At 41.9% G+C, this 24,032-nt stretch carries 19 protein-coding genes; 2 read left to right on the top strand and 17 right to left on the bottom strand.

Annotated elements, in window-relative coordinates; all coding sequences use genetic code 11:
- Positions 1-18 precede the first annotated feature (18 nt).
- Positions 19-4,338, bottom strand: a complete 4,320-nt coding sequence (locus RM049_RS36695; RefSeq protein WP_322707722.1) for a hypothetical protein — start codon at positions 4,336-4,338, stop codon at positions 19-21.
- Between the two features lie 46 nt (positions 4,339-4,384).
- Here RM049_RS36695 and RM049_RS36700 point away from each other — a divergent pair, with 46 nt between their 5' ends.
- Complete coding sequence (locus tag RM049_RS36700; protein WP_322707723.1) at positions 4,385-4,915, top strand: hypothetical protein; 531 nt, start codon at positions 4,385-4,387, stop codon at positions 4,913-4,915.
- A gap of 219 nt (positions 4,916-5,134) precedes the next feature.
- On the opposite strand, the gene RM049_RS36705 is transcribed toward RM049_RS36700, so the two are convergent.
- The 5 genes from RM049_RS36705 to RM049_RS36725 are packed head-to-tail and all read right to left on the bottom strand — an operon-like array spanning position 5,135 to position 8,563.
- Complete coding sequence (locus RM049_RS36705) at positions 5,135-5,539, bottom strand: hypothetical protein (RefSeq protein ID WP_322707724.1); 405 nt, start codon at positions 5,537-5,539, stop codon at positions 5,135-5,137.
- Between the two features lie 13 nt (positions 5,540-5,552).
- Positions 5,553-6,062 carry a hypothetical protein gene (locus RM049_RS36710; RefSeq protein ID WP_322707725.1) on the bottom strand — a complete coding sequence of 170 codons (510 nt, stop codon included), beginning with the start codon at positions 6,060-6,062 and terminating at the stop codon, positions 5,553-5,555.
- Positions 5,978-6,829 (bottom strand): hypothetical protein, encoded by an 852-nt coding sequence (locus tag RM049_RS36715; protein WP_322707726.1) that lies wholly within the window; start codon positions 6,827-6,829, stop codon positions 5,978-5,980. Before RM049_RS36715 ends, RM049_RS36710 begins: the two co-directional genes overlap by 85 nt.
- Before the next feature lie 12 nt (positions 6,830-6,841).
- A complete protein-coding gene (locus RM049_RS36720) occupies positions 6,842-7,309 on the bottom strand; it encodes a hypothetical protein (protein WP_322707727.1) in 468 nt (155 codons plus the stop codon).
- Between the two features lie 30 nt (positions 7,310-7,339).
- Positions 7,340-8,563: a ParM/StbA family protein gene (locus RM049_RS36725; protein ID WP_322707728.1), complete on the bottom strand. Its 1,224-nt coding sequence runs from the start codon at positions 8,561-8,563 to the stop codon at positions 7,340-7,342.
- Positions 8,564-9,177: 614 nt separating this feature from the next.
- On the opposite strand from RM049_RS36725, the gene mobF reads away from it, so the two are divergent.
- Positions 9,178-14,259: a MobF family relaxase gene (gene mobF, locus RM049_RS36730; protein WP_322707729.1), complete on the top strand. Its 5,082-nt coding sequence runs from the start codon at positions 9,178-9,180 to the stop codon at positions 14,257-14,259.
- Between the two features lie 243 nt (positions 14,260-14,502).
- Here mobF and RM049_RS36735 read toward each other — a convergent pair whose 3' ends face one another.
- From RM049_RS36735 to RM049_RS36785, 11 genes are all read right to left on the bottom strand, one after another.
- A complete protein-coding gene (locus RM049_RS36735) occupies positions 14,503-15,750 on the bottom strand; it encodes a hypothetical protein (RefSeq protein ID WP_322707730.1) in 1,248 nt (415 codons plus the stop codon).
- Entirely contained in the window at positions 15,743-16,159 is a 417-nt protein-coding gene (locus tag RM049_RS36740) for a hypothetical protein (RefSeq protein ID WP_292824606.1), read from the bottom strand. The genes RM049_RS36735 and RM049_RS36740 overlap by 8 nt, the downstream gene beginning before the upstream one ends.
- Positions 16,160-16,210: 51 nt before the next feature.
- A complete protein-coding gene (locus RM049_RS36745) occupies positions 16,211-17,974 on the bottom strand; it encodes a type IV secretory system conjugative DNA transfer family protein (RefSeq protein ID WP_322707731.1) in 1,764 nt (587 codons plus the stop codon).
- A 42-nt stretch (positions 17,975-18,016) separates the two neighbouring features.
- Entirely contained in the window at positions 18,017-19,213 is a 1,197-nt protein-coding gene (locus RM049_RS36750; protein ID WP_322707732.1) for a hypothetical protein, read from the bottom strand.
- A 99-nt stretch (positions 19,214-19,312) separates the two neighbouring features.
- Positions 19,313-20,119, bottom strand: a complete 807-nt coding sequence (locus tag RM049_RS36755; RefSeq protein WP_322707733.1) for a hypothetical protein — start codon at positions 20,117-20,119, stop codon at positions 19,313-19,315.
- A gap of 21 nt (positions 20,120-20,140) precedes the next feature.
- Positions 20,141-21,571 carry a hypothetical protein gene (locus RM049_RS36760; RefSeq protein ID WP_322707734.1) on the bottom strand — a complete coding sequence of 477 codons (1,431 nt, stop codon included), beginning with the start codon at positions 21,569-21,571 and terminating at the stop codon, positions 20,141-20,143.
- Entirely contained in the window at positions 21,568-22,287 is a 720-nt protein-coding gene (locus RM049_RS36765; RefSeq protein WP_322707735.1) for a hypothetical protein, read from the bottom strand. Before RM049_RS36765 ends, RM049_RS36760 begins: the two co-directional genes overlap by 4 nt.
- Positions 22,284-22,883: a hypothetical protein gene (locus RM049_RS36770; RefSeq protein WP_322707736.1), complete on the bottom strand. Its 600-nt coding sequence runs from the start codon at positions 22,881-22,883 to the stop codon at positions 22,284-22,286. Before RM049_RS36770 ends, RM049_RS36765 begins: the two co-directional genes overlap by 4 nt.
- Positions 22,846-23,277 (bottom strand): hypothetical protein, encoded by a 432-nt coding sequence (locus RM049_RS36775; protein ID WP_322707737.1) that lies wholly within the window; start codon positions 23,275-23,277, stop codon positions 22,846-22,848. Before RM049_RS36775 ends, RM049_RS36770 begins: the two co-directional genes overlap by 38 nt.
- Positions 23,216-23,758 carry a hypothetical protein gene (locus RM049_RS36780; RefSeq protein ID WP_322707738.1) on the bottom strand — a complete coding sequence of 181 codons (543 nt, stop codon included), beginning with the start codon at positions 23,756-23,758 and terminating at the stop codon, positions 23,216-23,218. Before RM049_RS36780 ends, RM049_RS36775 begins: the two co-directional genes overlap by 62 nt.
- Positions 23,755-24,032 (bottom strand): hypothetical protein (locus tag RM049_RS36785; RefSeq protein WP_322707739.1); only part of this gene is annotated, 278 nt, incomplete at its 5' end. The genes RM049_RS36785 and RM049_RS36780, both read right to left, overlap by 4 nt.

Below are 24,032 nucleotides of genomic sequence, written 5' to 3' on the forward strand. Positions count from 1 at the left end.
TTTTACTCCAGCTTTTTATTATCCCATGTTATTTATATTAAGGATAAGTCTAATGTCTGGTGTAGAAGGAGTACTGGAGAGTAATGGAGTTATAGATTGGTTAGGTGGGGATTGTGCTGTTTGTTCTGGCGGTTTTAAAAATTGCGGTCGTGTGGCGAGGGAGCTAACGAGTTGCTGATATTCAGTACTTGATTCAATCACAGCCCCAAATTTCTTGATCATGTTCTCCAAAGTTTTGGGGGGAATTGAACTACTGACTAAGTTAAATACTGCTAGACCTTTTTTGGTTTCCTGCCTAACATCTTCGTATGAGACTTGAGAGTATGTAACATTTTGAGATGTCAGCCACCGAGTTACAGCGTCAATTTTGTGATTGTCTACTGCCAACTCAAGAACTCCTAGTCCTTTATGTTTAGATGTGGCGACTAGAAAGGTGGGTCTTTCCTTGATTTTTTGGAGTATTGGCGCACTATTATCGATCATGAACTGTTGCTGTGGGGCAAATTGTTTTTGGCCAATGACTTGGAATTCTTTAGTCCACTTCTGAGGGTATTCAACGGTATTAGGGTCAATTTTGGCGCAAATAACAGAAAAATTACTTTGAACAATAGCGGGCGCAGGTGTAAGTTGTCCAGTTTTGAGTAGTCCAAGCTGTCTGAGCGCATCCTTATCTTTTTTGAAGTGCAGTACTCCCAAGGGTTCACCATTCAAAAACACCGCATCTCTAGTTTTTAAAGGTGGCAAATCGATAGTCAGTTTTCGGTAATCTCGATCCGAGAATGACTGACCAGAAAAATCATAAAAGTTAATTTTATTAATTTTGAGGAGATTGCCATTGGGAGACTCACCTAGCACAAAAGCTTGCTCTCCACTTTCGGAGATAGAAGTGAGTTTTAATTTCAGGGGATTACCATTTTTTAAGTAATCAACTTGTTTTAACTGTTCGACAGAATCGTTGTCTAACTCGCCCAGAGTCAAACCATCTAATTTAATTTTTACTGTTTTGTCAGGAATCGGCACAGTACCAAACTCTAAATTTACGGGTTGGTCGTTAAAAACAATTCCTGGGTAAGAGAATTTCTTGAGTTCGCGGATGGTGATTTCAACGGGTTCATTTCCAGGTAAACCAATAGTGGCCTTAGCAGTCGCAGGTTCCACGCCAATGAAATTAGCTTGCGCCTTTGTGCCAATGGGCAGCATTCCGGTTCTGGGTTCGAGCATGGCGAATTCCTTGTATTCGCCGTTGCCGTCCTGTACAAACAACAGTCTGGAAACATGGCGTTCATGTCCCGGTGGGTGGTGAGAGGCTCTGATTTCTATCGGGTGCTTTTCGTCTGGGTTCCATTTTCTGCCCAAAAATTGATTTGCTTCATTATTCAACGTGACTAACTTCGGTTCAGTAAATTGCAGTTCCTTCAAGCGGGAGATAATCTCAGTTGGGAAAGCAGCAAAAGCAAAATTGGAGACTTTTTTAGCGTAAGCGGACGGGTCGGTGTTTTCTTTTCTTGCAACTTCGAGTTCATCTTGGCGGGATGCAGAGATGTTCCAGGCGGCCGCAGCAGCAGCAAGTTTGTCTGACTCTGGGATCGAAGCGTAAAATGCAAGAGATGCTTCATTTGCTTTGCCGAAGAGTAATTTAATTTGGCTTTTGGTAAGCTCTGGCTTGAATTCTAGTATCTTAGCTCCCTGCGTGACTATCTCCGGTTTGAGGTTATGGTCATTCACTGACTGCTGGCTAATTGTCCCCAGCTTGCGGTATGCGGGTTTCCCATCCTTCCCTATCTCACCATTAATTTGTGCAACTGCTAATAAACGATGAGGACGTTCTTTGGTTCGCCATTTCTCTGGTATTTCATCTAGCCGAATGTTCAACGTCTGGGCTTTCCAAATCAGAGGATGCCCGTAACGGGTAAGATTGCCAATTTCGAGTTGCGTCCCCTGTAGAGTTTGGATGGTTGCTGATGGGCCAGACTCTGTTTCTCTGAGCCGCTCCATACGTACCGCAGCGTTAAATTTCTGATCAAACTCGTACTTGGCAGCGATCGCACTCAATCTCTGCTGTGGTGTAAATTCTACCCCGTGGAACAAATCCTTAAACTGAACGATGGGGCGCGATTCTAACTGTGATTTTTGGAAATATTTATTAGTTTGATTAATTAATAATTCTACAGGGGAGTAACCAGTGGGAGTAATACCAGAGTTTAAGTAAACTGAACGCGACTTTTTATCTTTAATATAGTTAACATCACGATACAAGTAGTGGCTGTTTTCCCTGATTAAATTCATCTCAGGTTTTTTAGCACTTTTGAATAAATCAACCGCTATTTGGTTTTGAAAACACCCCTCCTCAATCATACTCCGATACATCAGGCGGTTAACATCCATTGCCTGATGCAAATTTTGAGGGGTTCTTTGAGAATGAGCAAGTTCGACAAACCTTTGCATATAAGGCTTGTATTCTTTTCTAATTAACTTTGGTTCTTCGTGCTGTTCTTGCTCAAACAGGGTTTTGTAATGATTAGAAACCTGGTCTAGATAACTTGACTTCTGCTCAAAAGTGCCGTAAGTCTTTAGTATTTCTATTTCTGATTCTAGAGATTCCAGTGCAGTAACTTGATTGTTGATTACTCCCACGCTGATACTGTCGCTCATGTGGATGGCGATTTTTTCAAAAGGCGGCTGGATTCCAGTTTTAGGATCGTAGAATGATTGTTTTTTGAGCTTAACTGTGGGGGAATAGGCGTTTTGAGGGAGATTTTTATTTTCCGCCTCTGCTGTCAGATTCGGGTATAGGCTAGCTTGTGCCACACCAATACAGTCACCATCGAAATCTCGTGCTTGGCGTTCTGATTCTGTTTCGGCTGGGTCGATAAAATCAACATCAATACCTTGGGCTTCTAGCTCTGCAATTCTTTGCTTTATGCGCTTGTGATCTTCGTCATTAACTACGATTATACCTTTAAGGGTTTCACCATCTGGTGCTAAACAGTCATCAACGTGCTTGTTAACAGAAACACATAAACCATTAGAATTAAGGAAAGGGGAACGATAATTAAGAATTTTTTCTTGCTCCTTAAGCCAAGGAACGCAAATTTCACCATTTTTTAAGTCTTTGGATGAAATAATCATCCCTCGATCAAAAGTCAAAGTTTTCCCAATGGCAATATCTCGCCATTCGCTCTGGAGAAATCGGCTTAATTCCTGTTTTACTTTCTCTGTTTCTAAAAGTTGTTGATGACCAAGTAAGTCGGCTTTGATGAGATTATACATGAACAAATCTTCTTTGGCACTCTCATCACCCAATTCTTTATCTGCATCTAAATCTTCATTTATATCCCAGTTATTAACATCTGTTTGCTCCTTGGAAGTCTCTTGGTCTGTATTAGATTTACTTTGATTAAGTGATTCTTTACGCTTTTCGTATTTTTCACAATAGTAAGCAGCAACTCTTCTTGGGTCATCTTGAATAGAGGTTAGTTTTTCAGCTTGTAGCTCTAGTTCTTCGGCAAAATCTTTAATTCCTTGGGGGAAAGATGCTAGGAGTTGAGAAATAGACATCTGGCCTTGCTGAGATTGTCCTTTTTCAGCCAACCAAACATTTTGCTGATACAACCCTGGCTTAATTTGAGGTTTAGTCGCCCCTGCTGGTCTATCCTTGTCTGTTCCTTTGAAGCTACTTACGGGGAGAATTATGTCTATTTTGGGTTTGTTATTTTGATCTACATATTTGATTTCGTCTAGCCTGTATGGTCGGAGTGTTCCTTTGCCAAAACGATATTTAGTAGTATCCTCTCCAACTCCATCCACCCAACCAAATCGATGTTGAATTACACGATAGCTTTTATCTGGCTGTGATTCTCTTAGGGTTAGCTTGTCATAAAGTTGTGTTGAAATTTGTCTATAACAGTCACCAACTAGTTTATATGCTAAATCATTTGATAATATTCCTCCGTTTTTACCCCTGTTTTCAGTAGAATCATCTACTACCAGAATGTTTAGCTTTTCGTGAATCGCATTTTTACAAGCCCCAAGGAAGATGGAGCCATAAGCACCCCTGTCTTTACTGTCTGGACAAATTTTTTGAATCGTTTCTAGGCATTCTTTTTCTCCATAAAGTAAGCGAGTTTTAGAAGATAATAATAAGATGTGTCCATCTGGATGATTCTTCAAATCTTCGTCTGTACTGTATTCATCTGAGTGTCCAAATGAGAATTCTTTATTAGGGAAATATGATTCTAGTAAAGTATTACTGAGCTTTTCAGTTAAAATAGTTTTACGCTCATCTGTATAAATACATTGCTTCAGCCTGGGGTCAAAATGTTTTAGTTCCAGTGTCATGATTTTAAAACTTAATGAAACTTAGTTAATATTTGGTAAGGTTTATATGTCAAGAATTAAGCGTTGGATAAATATGCATAAAAAAGAATTCAATGCAGATGGAAGCTTGAAAAATGAAGCTCGGCAAGAAATGTTATCTGTGGGAATGAGTAACGAGGCAATTGATGATTATGCCTCTAGACTAAAAGCAAGATACGACGAGTGGAAGCACCTAGACGAGACTGACCCAGAACCGTGGCCAATCTACACAGCCTACGATTTCTTCAGTGAACAAGAGAAAAGGGAGTTCAACCCAGACGGTTCTCTCAGACCTGAATATATAGAATACGCTCGTAAAATTGGTATTAGTGAAAATGCGCTTGAAGAACAAGAACGCCGTAAGAAAATAGTAGTTGACAATTACAACGAAGTATCTGCTGGGTATGCAGAAAAAGGTATTAACTTTGGTGCATCGAAAATGAAAGAAAGGATTGAAGACAGCAGAACATACGCTCAACGCCGCCGCCAAATGGAACAGGACTTGCGGAACTTTGAGCCGGAAGATAGCTTACCTTTTGATAAAAACACCTCCTATTAAAGTAGGTGAGGTTATGCTGTAACCCCGTTTTATCCATCAAATACAGTAATTTGATCTGAATATATGAAAAAAAGCGATCGCCGACAACAGGCATGAAAGTAAATATTTATAAGCTGCTTTTTTCACTTGGTTGACTAGAAAGATTTTATAAATTACTGATGGAGTATCATAGCCAGTAATTGCAGTGTGGTCAATAAATATACCGCACTGCGACTATGTTTATCTGTGATGTTTTTTCCCATGTGATGGGGTGTTTTTTGATAATTGTTTGCCCTGAGATAATTCCGACGAAGAATTGCTAGATATTAATGATGAGGTAGCTATTTTATACGTCGCAAAACAGCAAGGAATAGCGACTAAAAAGATTAACGTAGCCTGACCAATTATTTGCCAGGAGTTGAAAATTAGTTTAGACTGAACTTGCCTAAAGAAAACAGACTCTAACTTTTGGTGAGTCGTGCGATTTTTTAAGTATTCTAAAACTTGCAGACATTGAGAGATATCTTCGCCTTTATATACTTTTTGGCACAGCAGAATTTCTAAGCGTTCAACGCGACGTTCAGAAGTTGATAAATTGATATCATCCCAATCGTCCCAAAGTTTGGTTTGTTGTAATTCAGACATGAGCATTTCTTAATTATTTACGACGTTTGGATTTGTTCTTGTTACGTTCGTACTCAGCAAGGATATTTTTGAATTGTTGGGGAAGAATCACGGTTTTCTTATCTAATCGCAGTAAATAACATCCCTCAGAGTCACTTTTACAAGCGATGGTGGTAGGCCAGTTGAGTCCTGCGATTAGCCCAAGAGTAGCGAAGGTGACAATGGCAGTCAGGACAAATAAAGTACCAGAGCGACCAGAGCCGACCCAAGCACCAGCCCAGAAAAGAAGTTCTTTGAGTTGTTCAAACTGCTTGTGACGAAGTTTTTGACGTTGTGTTTGTGCTTCATTCCAAGCTTGGAGCTTTAAAAGCTTTTGGGCAGCAAGTTGGGTGGCTTTAGCATCAGAGGCTTTATCTACTTGGATATCAATGGTGCGTTCTTTGGCTGCAATTTCTTGTTTTAATCGGTATTCATTCCATTCTTGGATACGTTGGGCGACAGCATCGGCATTGGCGAAGAAGGCAATGAGGGTGTCGTCTCCCAAGTCATTCCAGATAACTGTGCCCTCTGTTGCTTTTTTTGGGCGATTCGAGCCATGATTCTTTCTTCTAATTGAGCAAACAGATTGTTTTCCGAATCGCTCTGTTGCAATTTCAATGCGACATTTTTCAGGTAAAGTGATTGAACTAAGCCAGTTATTTCTTCAGCTTCGGCGGCAGTAATCCTATCAATAAGATTAGATAAATCATCTCTGGCAGCTACAGCTTTTTCACTAACATTCTCAATCACTGCATCTAATTTTAGTTGCTGAGAAATCCCAGACTCATTTAGAGCAGCTAACTCAGATGCAACTTCTTCAAAGGATTTGTTTTGCTCTTTTATTGATTTGTAGGTTTCAAGAAAGCGTTCGCACTCATCTGGGCTATACTCATCTTGCTCAGATAGTCCGCAGACTTGGAGAATTAATAAAGCCTGAGAAAGTGCGATTTTATAGCCTCTTTCACGAGCAATAACTAGTAATTCAGTGATATCTAATGGTAATTGGCCTTTTTTTCCTTGTTTTTTCCCTCCATTCTTTGTTGACGACGAGGAATTGCCCTGAGTTTCTGACAGTGCATTGTCAACAACTGGAGATAATAGAGCCATTACTTCCTCGTCAGTTCCACCCTGCTCAATTAAAGTGCGACATTCACGAAACCTGTCTGCATCATTCTCGGTATATGACTCTTTTTCAGGTATCCCACTCAAGCGTAAAGTCCGGCTAATTTCGGATCGTGAGAGGTTGTTAAAAAGTTCTTGTGGTTGATACATAATCATGAATTCCTATTTAGATAAAGTTGAAAAAGGATTTAACCAGTCAACTTTTAACTGTCTTTGTTCTGTTGGGGGAATCTTAGATGGTTCTGCTGCGGGAATCTTAGATAGTTCTGTTGGGGGAATCTTAGATGGTTCTGTTGCGGGAATATTGGATGGAAGGGAAAGTGATGAAAGTGAATTTCTGTCTACTGCAATCATCGTGGCTGCCTGAGACGGGATTTCTCCCAGCAGTCCCATCAGATATGAAGAGTGAAGTTGAAGGCGGTAAAGACAAGCACGAATGTGTGGTTCTAAATCTACGGGTTGCTCTTGGGCTTGATAGGCTAAAGGAAGCCAATAGCTGCTAATAGCAATTATCACCATATCCTTCGCAGGATAAAGAGTATTTCTGGAGTTTAAATACTTAAACAGCATTGCTTCGGGGCTATCAGTCTTAACTCTACTTCGTAAGCGAAACTCAACATCTGAAAACATTGCTAATATTCCTTTAAAACGAGCAAATTGCTAGGACGCACGATGGTTTGAAATAGCTGATGTAGCGTTTTGATAACGGAATAATCCATATACATCCGTGAAACGTAAGCACAACGCATCTTTTTTAATCGGCAGGTTAAAAGCCAAGCGCACATCCTCTTCTAATTCTGCCGCCCATGAAATCTCGGTATAAGTAAATAAGTTTTTCAACTCAGCAACTAAATATTCCGATGTTCCCCCACCAATAATTACTTGCTGAATATCAACAGGAATATTCATACTCAGCCAAATCGATACTTTATTCCAGTATTCTTTCCGAGATAACTCCGCTACTTCAACAATTTGTGCTACTTCCTCAGCTTTAAACTCAGCATTCTTACTCCGAGCCAAGGTGTTAAAGTATCTCGGTTTTAACGCTGAACCTGATAGATGAACAGCCTTTAACAAATCATGTAAGTTCTGTCCTGATGTTCGGCTTTTGATTCTCTCCAGGATCCAGGCTAAACCCAAACCTTCTGTTTTTCCAGTTGATATACCCCGCTCAAAGATTACGGCTGATATATCCCGAAAACCCAGCATCACCACAGCAATGTTCACTTTATTAAAGTCTGTGCCGAGTTTTTTACTTCGCGTCAATACCAGTCCCCCACCCTCCGGCAAACACTGAAAGCTGATCAGATTTACACAAAATTGTTGACCTCGAAAGCTAAAGCTAGACAGTGCCTTGGTTAAACCCATCTCCAATCTTTCCCTGTCTTCCCACTCCCCATAAGGCAACAGCAGTCCCAACGATAAATCAAGGTTGGACTTCAATCCTTCTCTAATCGCTATTGCCCCCACTGCTGCCAAAGTTTTTGGAATCGCGTTCTCATACTTGAGTTCTAAAAAATTGATTCGCGCTTCAAAATACTTTTGGGCCAAAAACCCAACCGCATAATACTCTCCGTTGTACTCTATCCAAGCCTCATTCTCTGGATTCGGCCGATTAATTTGTCCAGACTCATATAAAGAGAGCGAGTCTCTAGAAATCTTAACTAACTCTGGCTCCATACACAGCAATTCTGGTTTAGAAGACATCTCCAAGGAAACACGATAAACCATCTTCGTCATTGAAGTTCCTGGATCAAGACTCAACATTAAATCCATAAGAAATTTTCTCCCTGTTTTTGACCCTTTATCAAGAATTATTCCTAAAAAGCTAAAGCGCATATCCCGTAATAATTTCAGCATTTGTAAATAAAAATTATGAATCATTACAATTGCACTTTTATTTCACTAATTTGTGCATTTTCTGGAAAATCGCCTAAGTTTCCATTCCTCACCAATCCTCACTAATTCTCATCAATTTATCCCAATTTATCCCAATATCCCACTCCACAAATTCCAATTCATCGCTGATGTTATTACATATTAAACATCATCTAATAAGCAATTATCATTAGCTTAATAAAACCCAATAGTTCCCGGAAGTTCCCGGAAGTTCTCGGAAGTCACCCGATTTATTCCCATGTTTTCCTATTAATTTTAAACACGCTTTAGAGGGCAAAAGCCATACAATCCATCTTTTTGTGACGCACAGTACGCCATATTTGGCGGAAAGAATGCTCGATTTTTTGCTATATTAAATGACAGGAGAGTTGGGGAAATAAAATTTTGTTTGGGTCAAAGTCTCACGAAAAAGTTTTCATTCGTCATCAAGCACTACGAAGTTTAATGACGGGGATTGATTTTGACTTCAATACTTATTGCAAGGGTGATTATCTTGCCAACAGAGAAAATAATCAGAATTTCTTGACGAGAGTTTGTTGCACCAACAGATGGAATAGAACAAAGATTAACTTTTGTAACCCCATTTTTCGAGGTGAGCCATGCTAACAGCGGCTAACGTGTCCTCAGAGATGGCGGTGAACTACTTCATCAAGAATTACTATCACCAAGGTAAGTCGCTTTGGAGTGGTCAAGGTGCTGAAAAATTGGGGTTGTCAGGGGCAGTCGATGATGAAGAAGCTTTTAAAAATATCATTGAGGGGCTTACGCCTGATGGTCGTGAGGTATTGAATGCCAGAGTAGTCAAAGAAAAGGGGAAAGGAGAACGCAGAGCCGCATTAGACTGTACATTTTCTGCGCCCAAAAGTGTAAGCTTGATGGCCTTGGTGGGCGGGGATACTCGTTTGATTGATGCTCACCATCAGGCGCTAAAAGAAACTCTGGAGCTAATAGAGCAGCGTTATGCCTATACCAGAGTGACAGATAATAGCGGCAGACATAGAGTTAAGACTCGTAACTTGGTCGCCGCGCAGTTCGATCACATCGAAAGTCGGGATTTAGACCCACATCTGCACACCCATTGTTTGCTGATGAACATGACCCAAACTCCAGATGGTAGGTGGTTGAGTTTGGGTAATAATGAAATATTCGCCAATAAAAAATTCTTGGGGATGGCATACCAAAGCTCTCTGGCGCGTGAGGTGCAGAAGCTTGGCTACGAGATAGAGCTTCGTTTACATGGGCAGTTTGATATAAAAGGCTTTAAATTCGAGGATTTAGAGGCATTTTCTAAGCGGCGACAGCAAATCATCGCCTCATCTGGTGCTAATTCGACTTGGGCCGAACGTGAAAAAATTTGGGATGATACCCGCCAGCGCAAGCAGAAACTACCAGAATCAGAATTAGTTGCATTGTGGAAAGAAGAAGCTGCGGCGTTAGGTATCACGTTTGTCAAGCCAGGAGAACCAAGAAAAGAACAGGCTCCTCTTGTGGTTGAGCAAAAAAGTCTGATTGATGCGTTAGATGATGCGATCGCACATTGTAGTGAGAGAAATGTCGCTTTTAGACAAGAGGATTTAGAAAAATTCATCCTAGAATCACGTTTAGCTACGGATGTAAAAGCGATTGCACCCCTGATTAGAGAACACCAGGAGTTAATCGGCTTGCCAGGTTTAACTCATCAATTTACAACGATGACAGCAGTCCGGCGGGAGTTGGCGACAATAGAGTTAATGCAGCAGACACAAGGCAACGTTAACCCAATTTCGCACCCGGAAGTAGTTGAAAGCCTTTTGGAGAATACTTTACTGAACAAAGGGCAACGGGAAGCGGTAGAATTAGCTGCAACTACATCTGACCAATTCATTGCATGGCAGGGAGTAGCTGGTGCTGGGAAAACTTTTGCTCTTAAAGAACTCAAAGCGATCGCAAGGGATGCCGGCTACACTATTATTGGCTTCGCCCCTAGTTCCTCTGCTGCTAAGGTTTTGAGCGAAGAGTTAAAAATTCAGTCTGAGACTGTCGCTCGATTACTGGTTTCGGAACCACCACCACAGATTGAACCAAATCAAATCTGGATTGTGGACGAAGCGGGTTTACTCAGTGCTAAAGATGCTTATGCACTTTTACAACGAGCTACCTTACTTCAAGCTAGGGTGATTTTAGTAGGTGACACTCGGCAGTTGTCAGCAGTATCAGCAGGTAATCCATTCAAATCCTTGCAACAGGCAGGAATCAAAACCGCACACCTCAATGAATCGTTGCGCCAAAAAGACCCTCAACTAAAATTAGCAGTAGATTTAATTGCTGATGGCAGGATTGAAGCTGGTTTTGAACGATTAGAAGCCAACGGTTCCATACTTTCTATAGATAGTTTTTCCAAAATAGAGCAGATCGCCAATGATTATATAGTAGGGACACCAGAGCAGCGACTCAAAACTCTTGTGTTAGCTGGAACAAATACAGAAAGACTTGCCCTTACCCAAGCGATTCGAGGCAAGCTAAAAGGTGAAGGAACTTTGGGAGAAACTGCAACCATCACCCAATTGCAAACCAAAAATCTGACAAAAGTACAGATGCGGTTTGCCCATAACTTTGAAATTGGTGATGTGATCATGCCCACACGGGATTACAAACGCCGGGGGCTTTCTAAAGGCAAATTATATGAAGTGGTAGGTCGAACTACTGATAAGTTGACCCTAATTGGTGATAATGGTCAGGTAATGGATGTAGACACGGCTTTTGAGAAAGCGGTTTACCAGAGTCACCAGATTGAAATTGCTGTGGGCGATCGCTTGCAATGGAAGAAAAACGATCGGCAATTGGGACGACGTAACGGACAGGAATTTACTGTAACAGGGATTGACCTGAACATAGTCCAAATTAAATATGCTGATGAGCGTACTGAATGCATTAGTTTGGCACAGGCGCAAAACTTAGACTATGCCCTTGTGAGTACAACATATAGTAGCCAGGGGAAAACTGCGGATCGGGTGTTAATTTCGGCAGATTTCACTATTGGACAGGAAAGTTTTTATGTTGCTGCCAGCCGTGCAAGGCATGAATTAAAAATTTACACCGAAGATCCAACGCGATTGGTAGAGTTGGCGCAACAGTCGAAAGCCAAAGAGAATGCTTTGGAATTGCTACGAAAACAAATTCAGAAATCGACGATTGAGCAGCACCAAGCAATAACTATAAATATAAGTGCCCCTTTTGAGAAGCCAGTACTAAAACAAGAGACGACAGTATCTACTCCTTTTGTCGAGCCAATTGTAAAATCAGTCGCATCTAGCCGGACAACAAGCCATGATTCATCAATAAAAGTACCGAAAGTCTTGCCCGTCTTGAAAGAGACACCAAATTATAATACTCTTGAATCGGTTTTCTCTAAGCCAGTACTGAAATCTCCTGTCCCCACAGAACCATTCTGGACACCCAATCAGACTGAAAAAATACCTAATTTTATTGAACCAAAACACTGGCAAGAGTTTGAATCAAGTGCCATTCATCCTAATATTACAGCGTTGAACTTTGAGAGTCTTCAGTTTAACTATGCAGGTGGTGAGCATGAAGCCTGGGAACGGCTCATGGTCAGCGAAAAGCTGAATCGAACAAATACAGGACGGCTAACAGATGGTTTTATAAGGACATATTCGCATCTTGATGCTGGTGGATGGTGGTGTGATGCTGGAGTTGATGCGCGTTCATTCGCTGACTTCAAGCCAGGTGAGAAACCACCGATTAAAAGATGGGGGTGTTACAAACCGAATACGCCCAGACCAAAAAAAGATGATCATGGTCAAATAATTGAAGGGAAATTCATTAAATATGAGCATCCCCCAAAAGTTGAATTAAGTATCTTCTTGCTAGATGTCCCTGACGATATTGCCGAACGCATTTACTCCAAACACAAGGTGAACCCCAGTGATAGCGATCGCCAATCAGGATTTTGGTACTGTGTCTGGAAACATAATATCCCCTGTGCTCTAGCAGAAGGCGCGAAAAAAGCAGCTAGTCTGTTGAGTCAGGGTCATGCTGCCATTGGTCTACCTGGGATTTCGGCGGGATACCGAACTCCCAAAGATGAGTTTGGCAAGAAAATTGGCAAGTCTTACCTGCATGAGGAGCTAGCGGTTTTTGCTACACCTAATAGAGAAATCAAATTCTGCTTTGACTATGAAACCAAGCCGGAAACAAAGCTCAATATCGAGCGAGATATTTCCGTGACTGGGAGATTGTTGCAAAAATCAGGAGCCAAAGTCAAAGTTGTCAGCTTGCCAGGGCCAGATAAAGGTGTCGATGATTTTATAGTAGCTCGTGGGCCACTGGCTTACGAGAAATTGAGTCATCAAGCTATGAATTTAAGAGACTGGCAACGCCACAATCAATACAAGAGTGCTGCCACGATATCACCACCTCAAAAGTTAACACCAGAACAACGTTCTTTACAGCAAAACCAATCCATAGGACAAACCGATGACATCAACCGACAACAACCCAAAACCGACACAGGAATTAGTAGTGTTAACCGAGAAAATAGAGAAATTGTTGACCAGTCACGAGAAACTGAGTCAGGAATTGAGCGCAAAAATCCTACATTTGGAACAGAGCCAAGCCGAAGAAATGAGGAATTTCTTACAGCAATTAGCCGAGACATTGAACTCCAAGAAGTCAAACAGCTTAGAGACGACATTGAAGGAATTAACCACAGCGTTGGAGGAAGTCGGGGTACAACTCACCGAACAGAGGGCATCTCAAGAGACACTGACAGAAAAAATTCAGCAATTATTGACCAGACAACAAGTTATAGAAGTAGTGAGCGAATTGTAAACGCAATTACTAATTTTGTTGAGCAATCGTCTCTTGAGGTTGCACTAGCTGAAACATTGCAACCTCTAATCCAGGAATTTTCACATTATCAGCAGGATTTAACCAATGGAAAAATCACATTAGACAAACTTTCATCAGCCCTAGCCGAACAGGAAAAACACCAACTCTCACAACTTGCTGTAAATGCGATTACTGATTATGTTGAGCAGTCATCTGTTGAGTCTCTTGAGGTTAATTTACCAATACTAATCAAGGAACTCTCTCAATATCAGCTTTCTTTAACCAATGGAGCAACTACATTAGACAAACTGACAACAGCATTAATTAAATCAGAACAACGTCAAATATCACAACTCGCCATAAATGCGATAGTTGATTATGTTGAACAATCATCTGTTGAGTCTGCACTGGCTGAAACATTACCAACTGTAATCAAGGAACTATCTTTTTATCCTGCTAATAGTGAATTTACTAAGATTGTCACCAATGTAGTCGCCATAATTGATAAATTGTCGGAGTGCCTTAAACAAAAAACTGCTGGTGCTGTCGAAGTAAAGGAACAAGTTACAACAAATATAAAGTCACTTTTAAAGCAGATGCTCCAGCATTTAGATAAACAACAAATGTCAGATTTATTTATCGAAGTAGGGAAATATGCTCAAGGTGAAAAAGTCAAAGGTGATCAAGTCAACAAGTTATTTTACCCTGTTGGTCAAACTGACTTATCTTTAACTTTTGAACAGAAAATGAATATGGTTCGCCAATTAATTAGAGAGGACAAAGCCCGGATTATGATCTTGTTGGAAATCCCCCAATCCCATGAGAGCAAACAAAATAAATTTAGACGATAAATACTTCTAAGAGAAAGGGGAAAGGATATATTCAAAACCTTTCCCCGCAATCTTATTCCCCCTCATCATCCCTTAGCCCGCATTTCTCACAAGCTTGAAATGCAGAGGGGCAGAGGGAAAAGAACTTGTACAAATCTCTTCCCTGCTCCTCTGCTCTCCTGCACAAGATTTTGAGAGATGTGGTGAGAAATCCGGGTCAGCCGTTCCACTTTATATCAATGCGCCATATAAAGATATAATTTTCTATCTCTTTATAGCTCTAAATTCTGAGTTTTGTTGAGCATTATTTTCAATTTGATGATGCATATCAACAACAGATTGAACCTTATCAAGTGCCTGTAACTGTTTCTCACTTACGTTAGGCGATAAAACTCCATCAGTGAGAACAGCCTCGCCGTTTTTGGCACGAACGATTACATTATCACCAAGGCGTTCAAAATCAAAATTTGTACTTTTAAAACTCTTAGAACCATCAGGGTTATCTTTGCCCAAGATGTTCAGCAGGGCTTTAACACTTTGCTCAATTGCTTGACCTTTAACATCATCAACAGCAGCCCGTAGTTCAGTTCGAGTATTGTCAATAGCTGACTTAACACCCATAAGGCTTTGCTCTACAGTGTTTTTAACACCATCTGCTTGTGTACGTAACTCTTGAGTTAAGTTACCAACTTGTTGATTGAGTTCATTCCTTACACTGTCAGTCTGATATTTAACTTCATCCTTGAAGCTAGTAATTTGTTCATTTACTTGAGATTTGAGTGAAGCAATTTCCTTTCTGAGCTTACTAACTTCAGGTGTTAGCACATCTTTAACCCGCTCAAAAACATTTTTAACAGTTTGTTTTACCTGGTTCTCAACCGTACCCACCCAATTTTGAAGAACCGTATTTTGAACTTGTGGTAAAGAACGTTCATTTACTTTGGACAATGCTTTCTGCGTATTCTCAATCAACTGCTGTTGTTTCTCCAAAGATTTACCCATTTCGGCAACTTGGTCAATTAACTTTGACAGCGATTCGGGCGTTTGTTGCGTCTCTTTGATACTTTCAACAAGTTTTTGTTGTGCTTGAAGTTTACTTTGTAAAACTTTCACTTGTTTTTGCAAAGCTTCTACACTGTAAATTCGCTCCTTCGTTACAACTTTATTTGGCTGTGATGGGGGAGCTAAACCTAATAAATCATTGGTCATCCGTCCATTTTGAACGCGAAAAACTTCCGATTTACCAATCTTGATCGAGATAGTACCTTGAGAATTTTTGGGGTCAGTTATCGCTAGGTTAATATTCTCTAGTTGTTCGGAAGTCAATAAATTTTTAGATGGTGATTGTCCGACAAGTCCTTTATAGACCTGCTTACCACCAGCATAAATACTTGTATCGTTGCTAGTCGGTATTTCTTTTGATTTTGCTTTTTGCTGAATATTTTTAAGTAGGGCTTCTAGAATATCCAAGTAGTCACGTTTAATTTCTTTGGCATCTCCATCATCAATCATGATTTGATTCCTTTAGTAAAACTTGAATTAACTCCGAAGGATTGACAGTTACTTTGGGGAGAATTATTCCGCCCAAATGATTGATTATTACCCTTCCTTCAATTTCGATATAAGCAAACTTGCCATCAATGATTACTTGGACAGTTGAGGTATTAATTTCTGGATTAGCAGGTGTATAGTCAGTGAGAACCCCGTCTAAAATACACAAGCTAGCCTTTTCACCAGCATCGCTATAAATTTCAACATATTGAGGAACATAATTAATCCCAAAAGGCTCATCGTCCCAAGCATCGACAACATTTACAATCTCACATGGATATTTATCTGCTAAAGCTGCTATCTGAGGTGGAAGTTTTGCAATTTCTCGTCTGTCATAATCATTAAGTGAGTAAAAATCGCGTGACGACATGGTATTTATCCTGAATATTTGTGATGACTATTAAGGGCAGGAAATTTCACTTTAAATCAGACTTGCATATTCTGATAACTGCTCTTGGTTTTCTATTAAAGGTAACAATTTTATCGCGGAGGCTCGGCGAATTTTCATTTCTTCATCTGCTGGAGTTAAGAGAGTAGACTTTTTAGATAATAACTTTTGAAACTCGTACCAAGCTTTCACACTGTCAGCTTCAGATTGAATTTCATGTTGAGGAATTTTAATTGATTGCAATATTGGCAAACTTATTTGACCACGAGAACGAAATCCAGGACTAATAATTACTGCTTTACCCGATGGTAAGGTGTTAAATTGATTGACATCAAATAACTTGCGAGTACTGTTTTGGTCAGAATTAGAAATACTTGCACCACCCTTGCCTCCTGATGAGCGAGAACGTTGCTTGTATTTAATTTCCTCTTCACCTAAAAACTTACTAAATCGTTCGGCGGCGACATCATCTTGGGGGTTAAAGAATGCTTTGGTAGCACAACCACCAAAGATGGCATTAGTTGTGTTTTCACCATAGGATTCAATCAGCATTGAGAGATTTTGTAATCCCAGTATTGATACCAATCCATCTTCCCGATTCTGATTGAGCCAATCAACCAATGCTGGTAAATAAAGAGTAGGTAATTCATCAATCCCTAATACCAAAGGACAAGTACGTTTGTTAGCTACATTCCGGCTCACTAATAGATGTAGAATTGAGACTAGCAAAGGCGCAATTACATCACGCTTCTCTTTGTTCATCCCGAATACCACCATCTGCCGCCCCTTCAAATCCAAAGGAATGTTAGTCTGACCACAGAAGGCAGCCAAGGCCGAGGGAACCATGAATCGGCTGAACAATCCGCTAGCTGTACCCACAATACTAGCTGCTGTTTCTGGCGACCCTGCAACAGATACAAACTGTGCGAAAGCTTCTCTAACCATGAAGTTTAGTTCGGCGGCTTGCTCAATGCGCTTAACTAACTTTGGCAATCCTAGTATCGCTTGGCACATCATGATATCTGGATACTCTGTGCCCTTTGCCAGCATAAAGACGGCTTGGACTAACTGATCGCCTGCGTTGGTAAAGAAGCTATTTCCAGAATCTTTATCACCCAATTGAAAGTTGCGATTGAGTGTAATCGCAAGCTGCCGTGCCATTTCTGAGTCTTCATTACTGCGAAGAAAGTCTATAGGGTTGGCAACTGCTGATTCTGCAAAGCCTGGGGCAAGCACAGTAACCTGATAACCGCGTTCTATCGCATACCCTGCAAGTATTGGAGCTTGCCCTTTAGATGGAGAATCAGCTGATTCCTGGGAGGCATATTTGAAATCATATAAAGCCAGAGGTAAGCCCTGATCAATTACAGAGCGAATCAGGGGATTAATCATTGAAAATGACTTTCCACTCCCTGGGCCACCACATACTAGGATGCCTCGCTGTGCCTCTGGAAAATAAAGGGTTGTTGAATCTTCAGGGATGCAAGTTCTACGGACACCATTAATAACCTCGCTCGTTGTATTCTTGGGAGTACCAACATATAAAGATACTCGGTTATGCAAGCGTTGCTGGATTTGTTTACACGCCAACTGACGAGCCGCTGTTTTCTCTCTTGTCCCGCCCCAGCGCGCTGTCGCTAGCTTGGCAATACCTCCCCTACTATCAATGATTTTGGCGATTACGATCACCGCGCCACAGGCGAATACCCCTAAACCTGCGGGGGAAAACAGAGCCGATTCAATACCTGGGGGAATAAATTGATTTGGCTTAACCTCTGTCTTAGGAGTCCCTGTCATTTCCAATTCACTTTTTCCCATTGCGAATTGCGAATTGTTCGGTCATCGTCCCGTCCCCACGATAACCAAATCATTCTCACTCACGGGCAACCAGGGAACTGGCCCAATGAAGTAAGGGGTGCAAGTTTTCTGCTGGAATGGCGGACGCGCACAGATCCTAAAGAACAAGCCAAAGTCGGCAGTCCCCTTCGATTCATTAACTCCAGTTAGCGCTACTTTGAATCCACTACCATACACTAGCCGCCCCGTGGGTTCCTTGCCCCCATTCACGGCGGCAAGAATTCCATAACCGCCCGATACTTGCTGAGATGAGCCAGATGCCCAACGCTTACCATACAAGCCGCCCTGACTGCCAGCAAAATCCCCCATTTCTAAATACGAGCATTCAATGCCGGGAGGACAGGCGACCTCTTCAGTGCGGTCGCCTCTGACAACGCTGCCAGAAACAAAGTAATCATTCCCAGCCCTTGTGTCGCCCTTCTCTGCTGTGCCAAGTACAACCGATGCAATCCCCACAACGCCTATATCAGAGCTAATAGGCTGAGGCATTTTATCAAAGGGCACTTGACTTAATTTAGGAATTTGATTGAGATAAGCTTGCTGCCATGATTTAAATTTCCCTAATTGAGTTTTGTCCAACCCAGGAATTGAATTAAGAGAATACTTACTTAGGTCAATCTTATCTAGTGTCAGGTTTGCGACTTGAGGATTTGAGGCTATGGCTTGAGAAATAGTGCTGCTACCCAGTCCAGCAGCACCATTCCTAGAAAATAGATCGGCTAGTGGGGGAACTTCTGATAGGCTCAAATTGCTTAATTCAGGCATTGCTTTAACTAATGTTTTTGGCGTTTGCCATTGCATTAATCCAAAGTCTTTGAGGGTGGGTTTGGTGGTTGTGCCTGTAGTGGGCAAAGCCACCGTGTCAATAGCCTTTAAGCTCAAGTCCGACATCTTAAAAGCATCATCCGCGTCGCCCAACATCACAACAGAGTCTACTTTTTGCCCTGCTGTCCACGAGCGCGAGGGGTCGTAGCCAAAAGTCGAAATCAGGTTTTTAGGTATCTTTAAAAATCCTGGCTGCTGAACGGGTGGCAAAGTATCCCATGTGATTTTCGACCAGTCGGGGGCAGCCGTCTTGTACAAGCCTTGTGAATAATCGATTGTCGGTGTCTGTGCGACTGAGGCGGAAAGCGGAACTACTGAAGCGATCGCAGTCAGTAGAAAGAGTTTAGATTTCATCCTTTTTATTGGTGTAATTGGGACATTTTTCTTTCACTTTCAAACCTACGCAAATACAAAAAGTGTTTAGCTATTCACGAATATATCTTAAGAAATCGCTCACAATCGCCCCAATTCAAGTAATTGATGAAAAGTAGTTTTATCGACCTGAGAAAGCGAAATTGCCTCATCTCTTGTCTTGCCACGCCGTAATAGTTTGATAGCATCTTGCACCTTGTTCCATGTGGTAGATCCGGGTTTAACTTGACCTTTGCGCCCAGCTTCTGCTAGCCCAAAAGCGAGGGCATTAGCATCATTTCTCTGAATCGCACCATTTAGCGTAGTCCCAGGATTGGGGCGTAAAACGGCAACAGGCTGAGGCAGAGGGACTTTTATTGTTTGTGGTGACGGCGCTGATTGCGGCTTTTGAACTGTTAGGGGAAGTGGCGTTCGCGGACGGGTAATGGGCAATGGGCGATCTGAGTCAGATTTAATCACCAAGCTTGTATAGGCTGGGTTGCCTGTGGCGGGAACTATCTTAAACTGATATTGCTTTTGGCTGGTAAGTAGTGTAATTTGAGTGCTACCATCGCCGCTTGTGGACACAGGAAAATCGATTGGGTCAATCTGGCGAAGAAAGATTACGGTCGCTTTACCTCCCGCGCATTCAGAATCGCCGCCTGATGACGGGCATAAACCACCGTTTGAGGTAAATGCGAAGCGACTTGGATCGCCAATCCAAACTTGCTTGATAGTTTCCCCAGTAGACATTAAATTAATAGTTAGTCCATAGCCTTTCCATACTTTTAATTCGATAGCGCTAGAGTTTGCATCATTCTCGTAAACCGTTCGAGCAGGTATCGCCATTGCTTTTGCCGCGCTAGTTAAGATTAAAAATGCTGCAATAATAGTGGTTTTCTTTAACATTTTTTCATGTTTACCGTAACGTTATTGTGAATAGAGCGATATTGTCTGATTAACGAATATTTGAACTGGTTTGCCAACGTCGATCACAAACACTTCTTCTCTACCGCTTAACTGTTGGGAACGGGCGACATTTGAGCTTTTGATATTGTCGAGAATGCTATTAAATGCACCCTCTCCAAAAGCGGCGGATAAATCTTTTTGCTCGTTGGTAGTGGAGCTAGTAGAGAAGCCATTAGAGTTGCTGCTGATTTGAGTTGTGGGGCGGTTTTGTACTTCGGCCGCCTTGGCAACTCCCGCAACAATCGCTCCTATAAAATCGTTACCCAGGTTGCTACCTTTACGGGACTGCGCTTTTAGAAAACCACCATCAGAAGCCATAATCAGAACAGCGTTTGGTGGGAGTTGCTTTTCTTGTGTATCGCCGTTTATATTGACCAATACTGAAACGCCGCGCAGTTTGGCGAAACCCGAACCATTGGACTCTGCTAGTTGAACAACCAGATAAGCGCCCACTCTTAGCACATCGCTACCATCTGAGGCTTTTAAGGGTTTTGTTAGTTTCACCAAGTAATTCTGGTTGCCAGCGTCACCAGTGCCCCAAGCGATCGGCGTTTCTAGCCTACCCTCTGCGGTGCTGCCAACAATTACGCGAAGAGCGTTGTAATTAATGGTAGTGTTCTGGGCGACTTGTGTAGCTCCTCCCGTACCTCCTTCAATTCCATTAATCTTGATGGGTTTTTCGCTTTCTGATTCATCGACTGAACTCCTGAAACTACCAGCGTTTGCAGCGAGAAGCCATTGCTGAGTGGGGTCTTTGGTGGGGGCGTTGGTTGCAGCCGTTGGGAACGCCAAAGGAGATTGTCTGATCGGCTGGGCAATTTTGGGCTGGGGCTGGGGAATAGATACTCTAGCCTGGGGGAAAGTGAAGGGCGCTGTCGGCTGACTGGCGACTAGGTAAGAACGTTGTCCGCGCTGCACTGGTTGCATCGGAGGGGTAACGGGTGCGATTGGGGCTGGGGCTAAGGTTGCGCTTGGCGTTGGCGTTGGGCTAGGCAAGCGATCGCGAATCTGCTTTAGCTCGTAATTTTGGCTAGTCAGAGCAAGCGCTGTTTTATCCTTACCTGTCTCATTTTCCGGCTCTGCTAGGGGCGTTTGCTCTTCTAGGGTTGGCTGCACTTTATTACTGGAAAACTTCAGCACATTCATTGAATTACCGATTAAAGCCCCAATGATTATTACAAAGAGAGAGCAAATTAGGGCAACAACGCCCATTTTTAAGAGTGGAGACTGTGAGACTGTTCGAGTGGTAACGATTTCCTCTGGTGCGGGGTTTTCTTCTCTTTGATCTGAATCATTAATCGAAAAGGTTTTAGCCCCGTTCATGGCGGCAAAATCTTGCGACTCTATCTCAATAGTTGCCTCTGGCAAAGGCTCTTGCTGTTTCTTTTTCATAAGTCTAAATCTTGGATTTTGTAAATTTCCAACCCCGCTTTACGAACCCTTGATGCGGTTTCTTGAACATCGGACGCAAATCTAGGCAGGGCAGCCGTATCAATCGCCCTGACAAATACAGTTTTGTTAAAAGCGATGGGCTTACCAACTAAATTACTGCCTTGGAAAACAACAATCTCTGCAACCATATCTACTTTCCATTGCCCATCCTTAATCCGAGTCGGCTGACTGATTAGGCTGACTTTTAGGATTGATTGCGTAGACCCATTAAAGACATCGGGCGGCGTAAGATTACTTATCTCCTCAAGGAATGGTGCGCGAAAATCTTCTGACAACGCAAAGCCTGAAGCCCATACACTAGTAGTAATCTTGCCTTTTGATGTTGATACCCCAGGATCTAACTTTAATTGTTTGGTCGGGTCTATCTTGTAATCATCGCTTGGCTTTGGTAGAGTATTCCAACTCAAAAGCCCGGTCATTGTTTGCCCGATAAAATACGTAATAGCTTGCGGCGATCGCTCCAAGCTACCTATAGGAAGAACTCTGATAGATTCGCCGTCAGACAATTCTACCAAGGTCGAAGCTTTCGTTTTAGAAATCATTCCTATCCGAGCAAAATTGACAATTTCTATGAATAATAAAAGCGTTAATAAGATAGCATTGACTATTAAGAAAATTGGGGTAAAGTTTAACTCTTTTCTCTCTAATAATTTCATCTTCGTAACCCCACCGAGAATTTAACCCCACTAGTGAAAGCTGAGAATACAGCCATTCCGCCACCAGTGCCTATGGCTACCGCGAGTAATGGCGAGAAAATGGCTTGCAAAAGTTGCAACAGCAAAGGATTGCTGGAAGGCTTGGAGACTATCGCGCTGGCAATAATACCTACAGTTATCGAGTACGAAATGAGAACCAATGTCAGCCCTAACCAGCCAGCAAGCCAAGCATAGATAGGTTTGCTTTGGAAGGGCAGCAAAGATAGAACTAGGAAGATTGGGGCGGCGAATGCAATCATTAAGAATGACAGTTGGACGATGTATTGAAAAGCTGCTGATAGTCCACTGAGAATTACGTAAACAAAACCTTGGATTGCGCTATTGATTAGTTCGCCGCTAAGGTCTAAGGGATTCCAACTTCCTCCCCCAGAACCTGCGCCAGTCTTTTCTCTAGCTTTCTGCGCGTCTTCTCGCGTCTTCTCTATAGCAGTCTTGATGCAAGCTTGCTTACGGCTTAATTCTTCGCCTTCTTTCTTCTCCTGACTCAGTTTTTCGCACTTAGCTTGCCTCTTGCGATTGCACTCGTTGACCCTCAATTCCTAGTACTGATTCTGACTGACCGCGTGTATATTGCTGGTTCCAATCCTTGATAGCATTGTCGGCTTGAATGCGAGGGTCTAATATCAGCAACGCGCCTTCTTGTTTCTGAATCACTTTCTCGATATTCTTGCCAGCTTTTAGGGGATCGGGAATACCCAAATCACCAACACTAGATTCAATTGCCTGGGTTAATTCAGCTTCTAACTTGCCCAAACTTTTAGTAAATTCTTTCTGATAATTACTAATGTAAGTCTGCAAGCTGCTATAGATTTGTTGGAATTGAGTTAAGAAAGATTGGTTTTGACTAGCTTGAGCATTGGCAGGGAGGCTAGAAAAGGATATCAAAATTGCTGCGCCTGAGATCGCGATCAATCGGTTGGTATCTAACATACAAATTCTCCAGGTCTACTACAAAAGGTTTTTTGGCGCAGTAAGATTCTACGGTCGCCTGTTTTTTTTGTAAATCAAAGTCAAGAACCGAAACCATTAATGTTTTAGGTGATTCTTCTTTATTTAATAAACTGGTGAAGAAGGGATCATCGAAAGGCAAAGCATTAGGCGGAAGGGTGGAAGCAGGGGATCGAAAAAGCATAACGTAATCTCCTGGGTCTGCGGATTCAGAGTTAATCCCCGGTTGCTTTAGTTCACGTAGGCGCTTATTTTGATACTTCAATGCTCTCAGGCTAGGACTGTTCTTGACTGCACTTTCACCCAATTCTATGTACACGCCACAGTCATTCTTCGCATGAATAATAAATTTTTCGTATCGGGCTTGATTGTATTGCCAAACCTGAAAGCCTCCTATTGACACGACACCTGCTAGTATTGCCAGCAATAGCTTATTTTGAATGACTGACGATAGAACCTTCATAATGGTTTTCCCTGTTTGATACACTCGACATAATATTTAGAAAATTCTGCCACCCATGTGAACTTGTCGCTGTGAATTTTCTTGAACCTATCTCGCGTGGCTTGTTCTTCTCTGCTATTAGCGACCAACGCCAGCAGGGGATACGAGGGATAATAGCGACAGCGCACATATTTGTTGTTGTAGCCCAACAGCCACAAAGTATATAATTGCTGAATGTTCGGGACAAAGCTTTCGTTTTTATCGATAATTTCTCTAGGGATGCCCAGCAACTCAG

Origin of the sequence: Nostoc sp. DedQUE04 (assembly GCF_034530995.1) — a bacterium.
GTDB lineage: Bacteria > Cyanobacteriota > Cyanobacteriia > Cyanobacteriales > Nostocaceae > Nostoc.

Coding starts and splice junctions, on each gene's coding strand:
- RM049_RS36745 (WP_322707731.1), bottom strand. CDS start 17,974: ATGACAGGGACTCCTAAGACAGAGGTTAAGCCAAATCAATTTATTCCC.
- RM049_RS36715 (WP_322707726.1), bottom strand. CDS start 6,829: ATGTATCAACCACAAGAACTTTTTAACAACCTCTCACGATCCGAAATT.
- RM049_RS36780 (WP_322707738.1), bottom strand. CDS start 23,758: ATGAAGGTTCTATCGTCAGTCATTCAAAATAAGCTATTGCTGGCAATA.
- mobF (WP_322707729.1), top strand. CDS start 9,178: ATGCTAACAGCGGCTAACGTGTCCTCAGAGATGGCGGTGAACTACTTC.
- RM049_RS36725 (WP_322707728.1), bottom strand. CDS start 8,563: ATGATTCATAATTTTTATTTACAAATGCTGAAATTATTACGGGATATG.
- RM049_RS36765 (WP_322707735.1), bottom strand. CDS start 22,287: ATGAAATTATTAGAGAGAAAAGAGTTAAACTTTACCCCAATTTTCTTA.
- RM049_RS36735 (WP_322707730.1), bottom strand. CDS start 15,750: ATGATTGATGATGGAGATGCCAAAGAAATTAAACGTGACTACTTGGAT.
- RM049_RS36720 (WP_322707727.1), bottom strand. CDS start 7,309: ATGTTTTCAGATGTTGAGTTTCGCTTACGAAGTAGAGTTAAGACTGAT.
- RM049_RS36760 (WP_322707734.1), bottom strand. CDS start 21,571: ATGAAAAAGAAACAGCAAGAGCCTTTGCCAGAGGCAACTATTGAGATA.
- RM049_RS36700 (WP_322707723.1), top strand. CDS start 4,385: ATGTCAAGAATTAAGCGTTGGATAAATATGCATAAAAAAGAATTCAAT.
- RM049_RS36755 (WP_322707733.1), bottom strand. CDS start 20,119: ATGTTAAAGAAAACCACTATTATTGCAGCATTTTTAATCTTAACTAGC.
- RM049_RS36740 (WP_292824606.1), bottom strand. CDS start 16,159: ATGTCGTCACGCGATTTTTACTCACTTAATGATTATGACAGACGAGAA.
- RM049_RS36705 (WP_322707724.1), bottom strand. CDS start 5,539: ATGTCTGAATTACAACAAACCAAACTTTGGGACGATTGGGATGATATC.
- RM049_RS36775 (WP_322707737.1), bottom strand. CDS start 23,277: ATGTTAGATACCAACCGATTGATCGCGATCTCAGGCGCAGCAATTTTG.
- RM049_RS36750 (WP_322707732.1), bottom strand. CDS start 19,213: ATGAAATCTAAACTCTTTCTACTGACTGCGATCGCTTCAGTAGTTCCG.
- RM049_RS36695 (WP_322707722.1), bottom strand. CDS start 4,338: ATGACACTGGAACTAAAACATTTTGACCCCAGGCTGAAGCAATGTATT.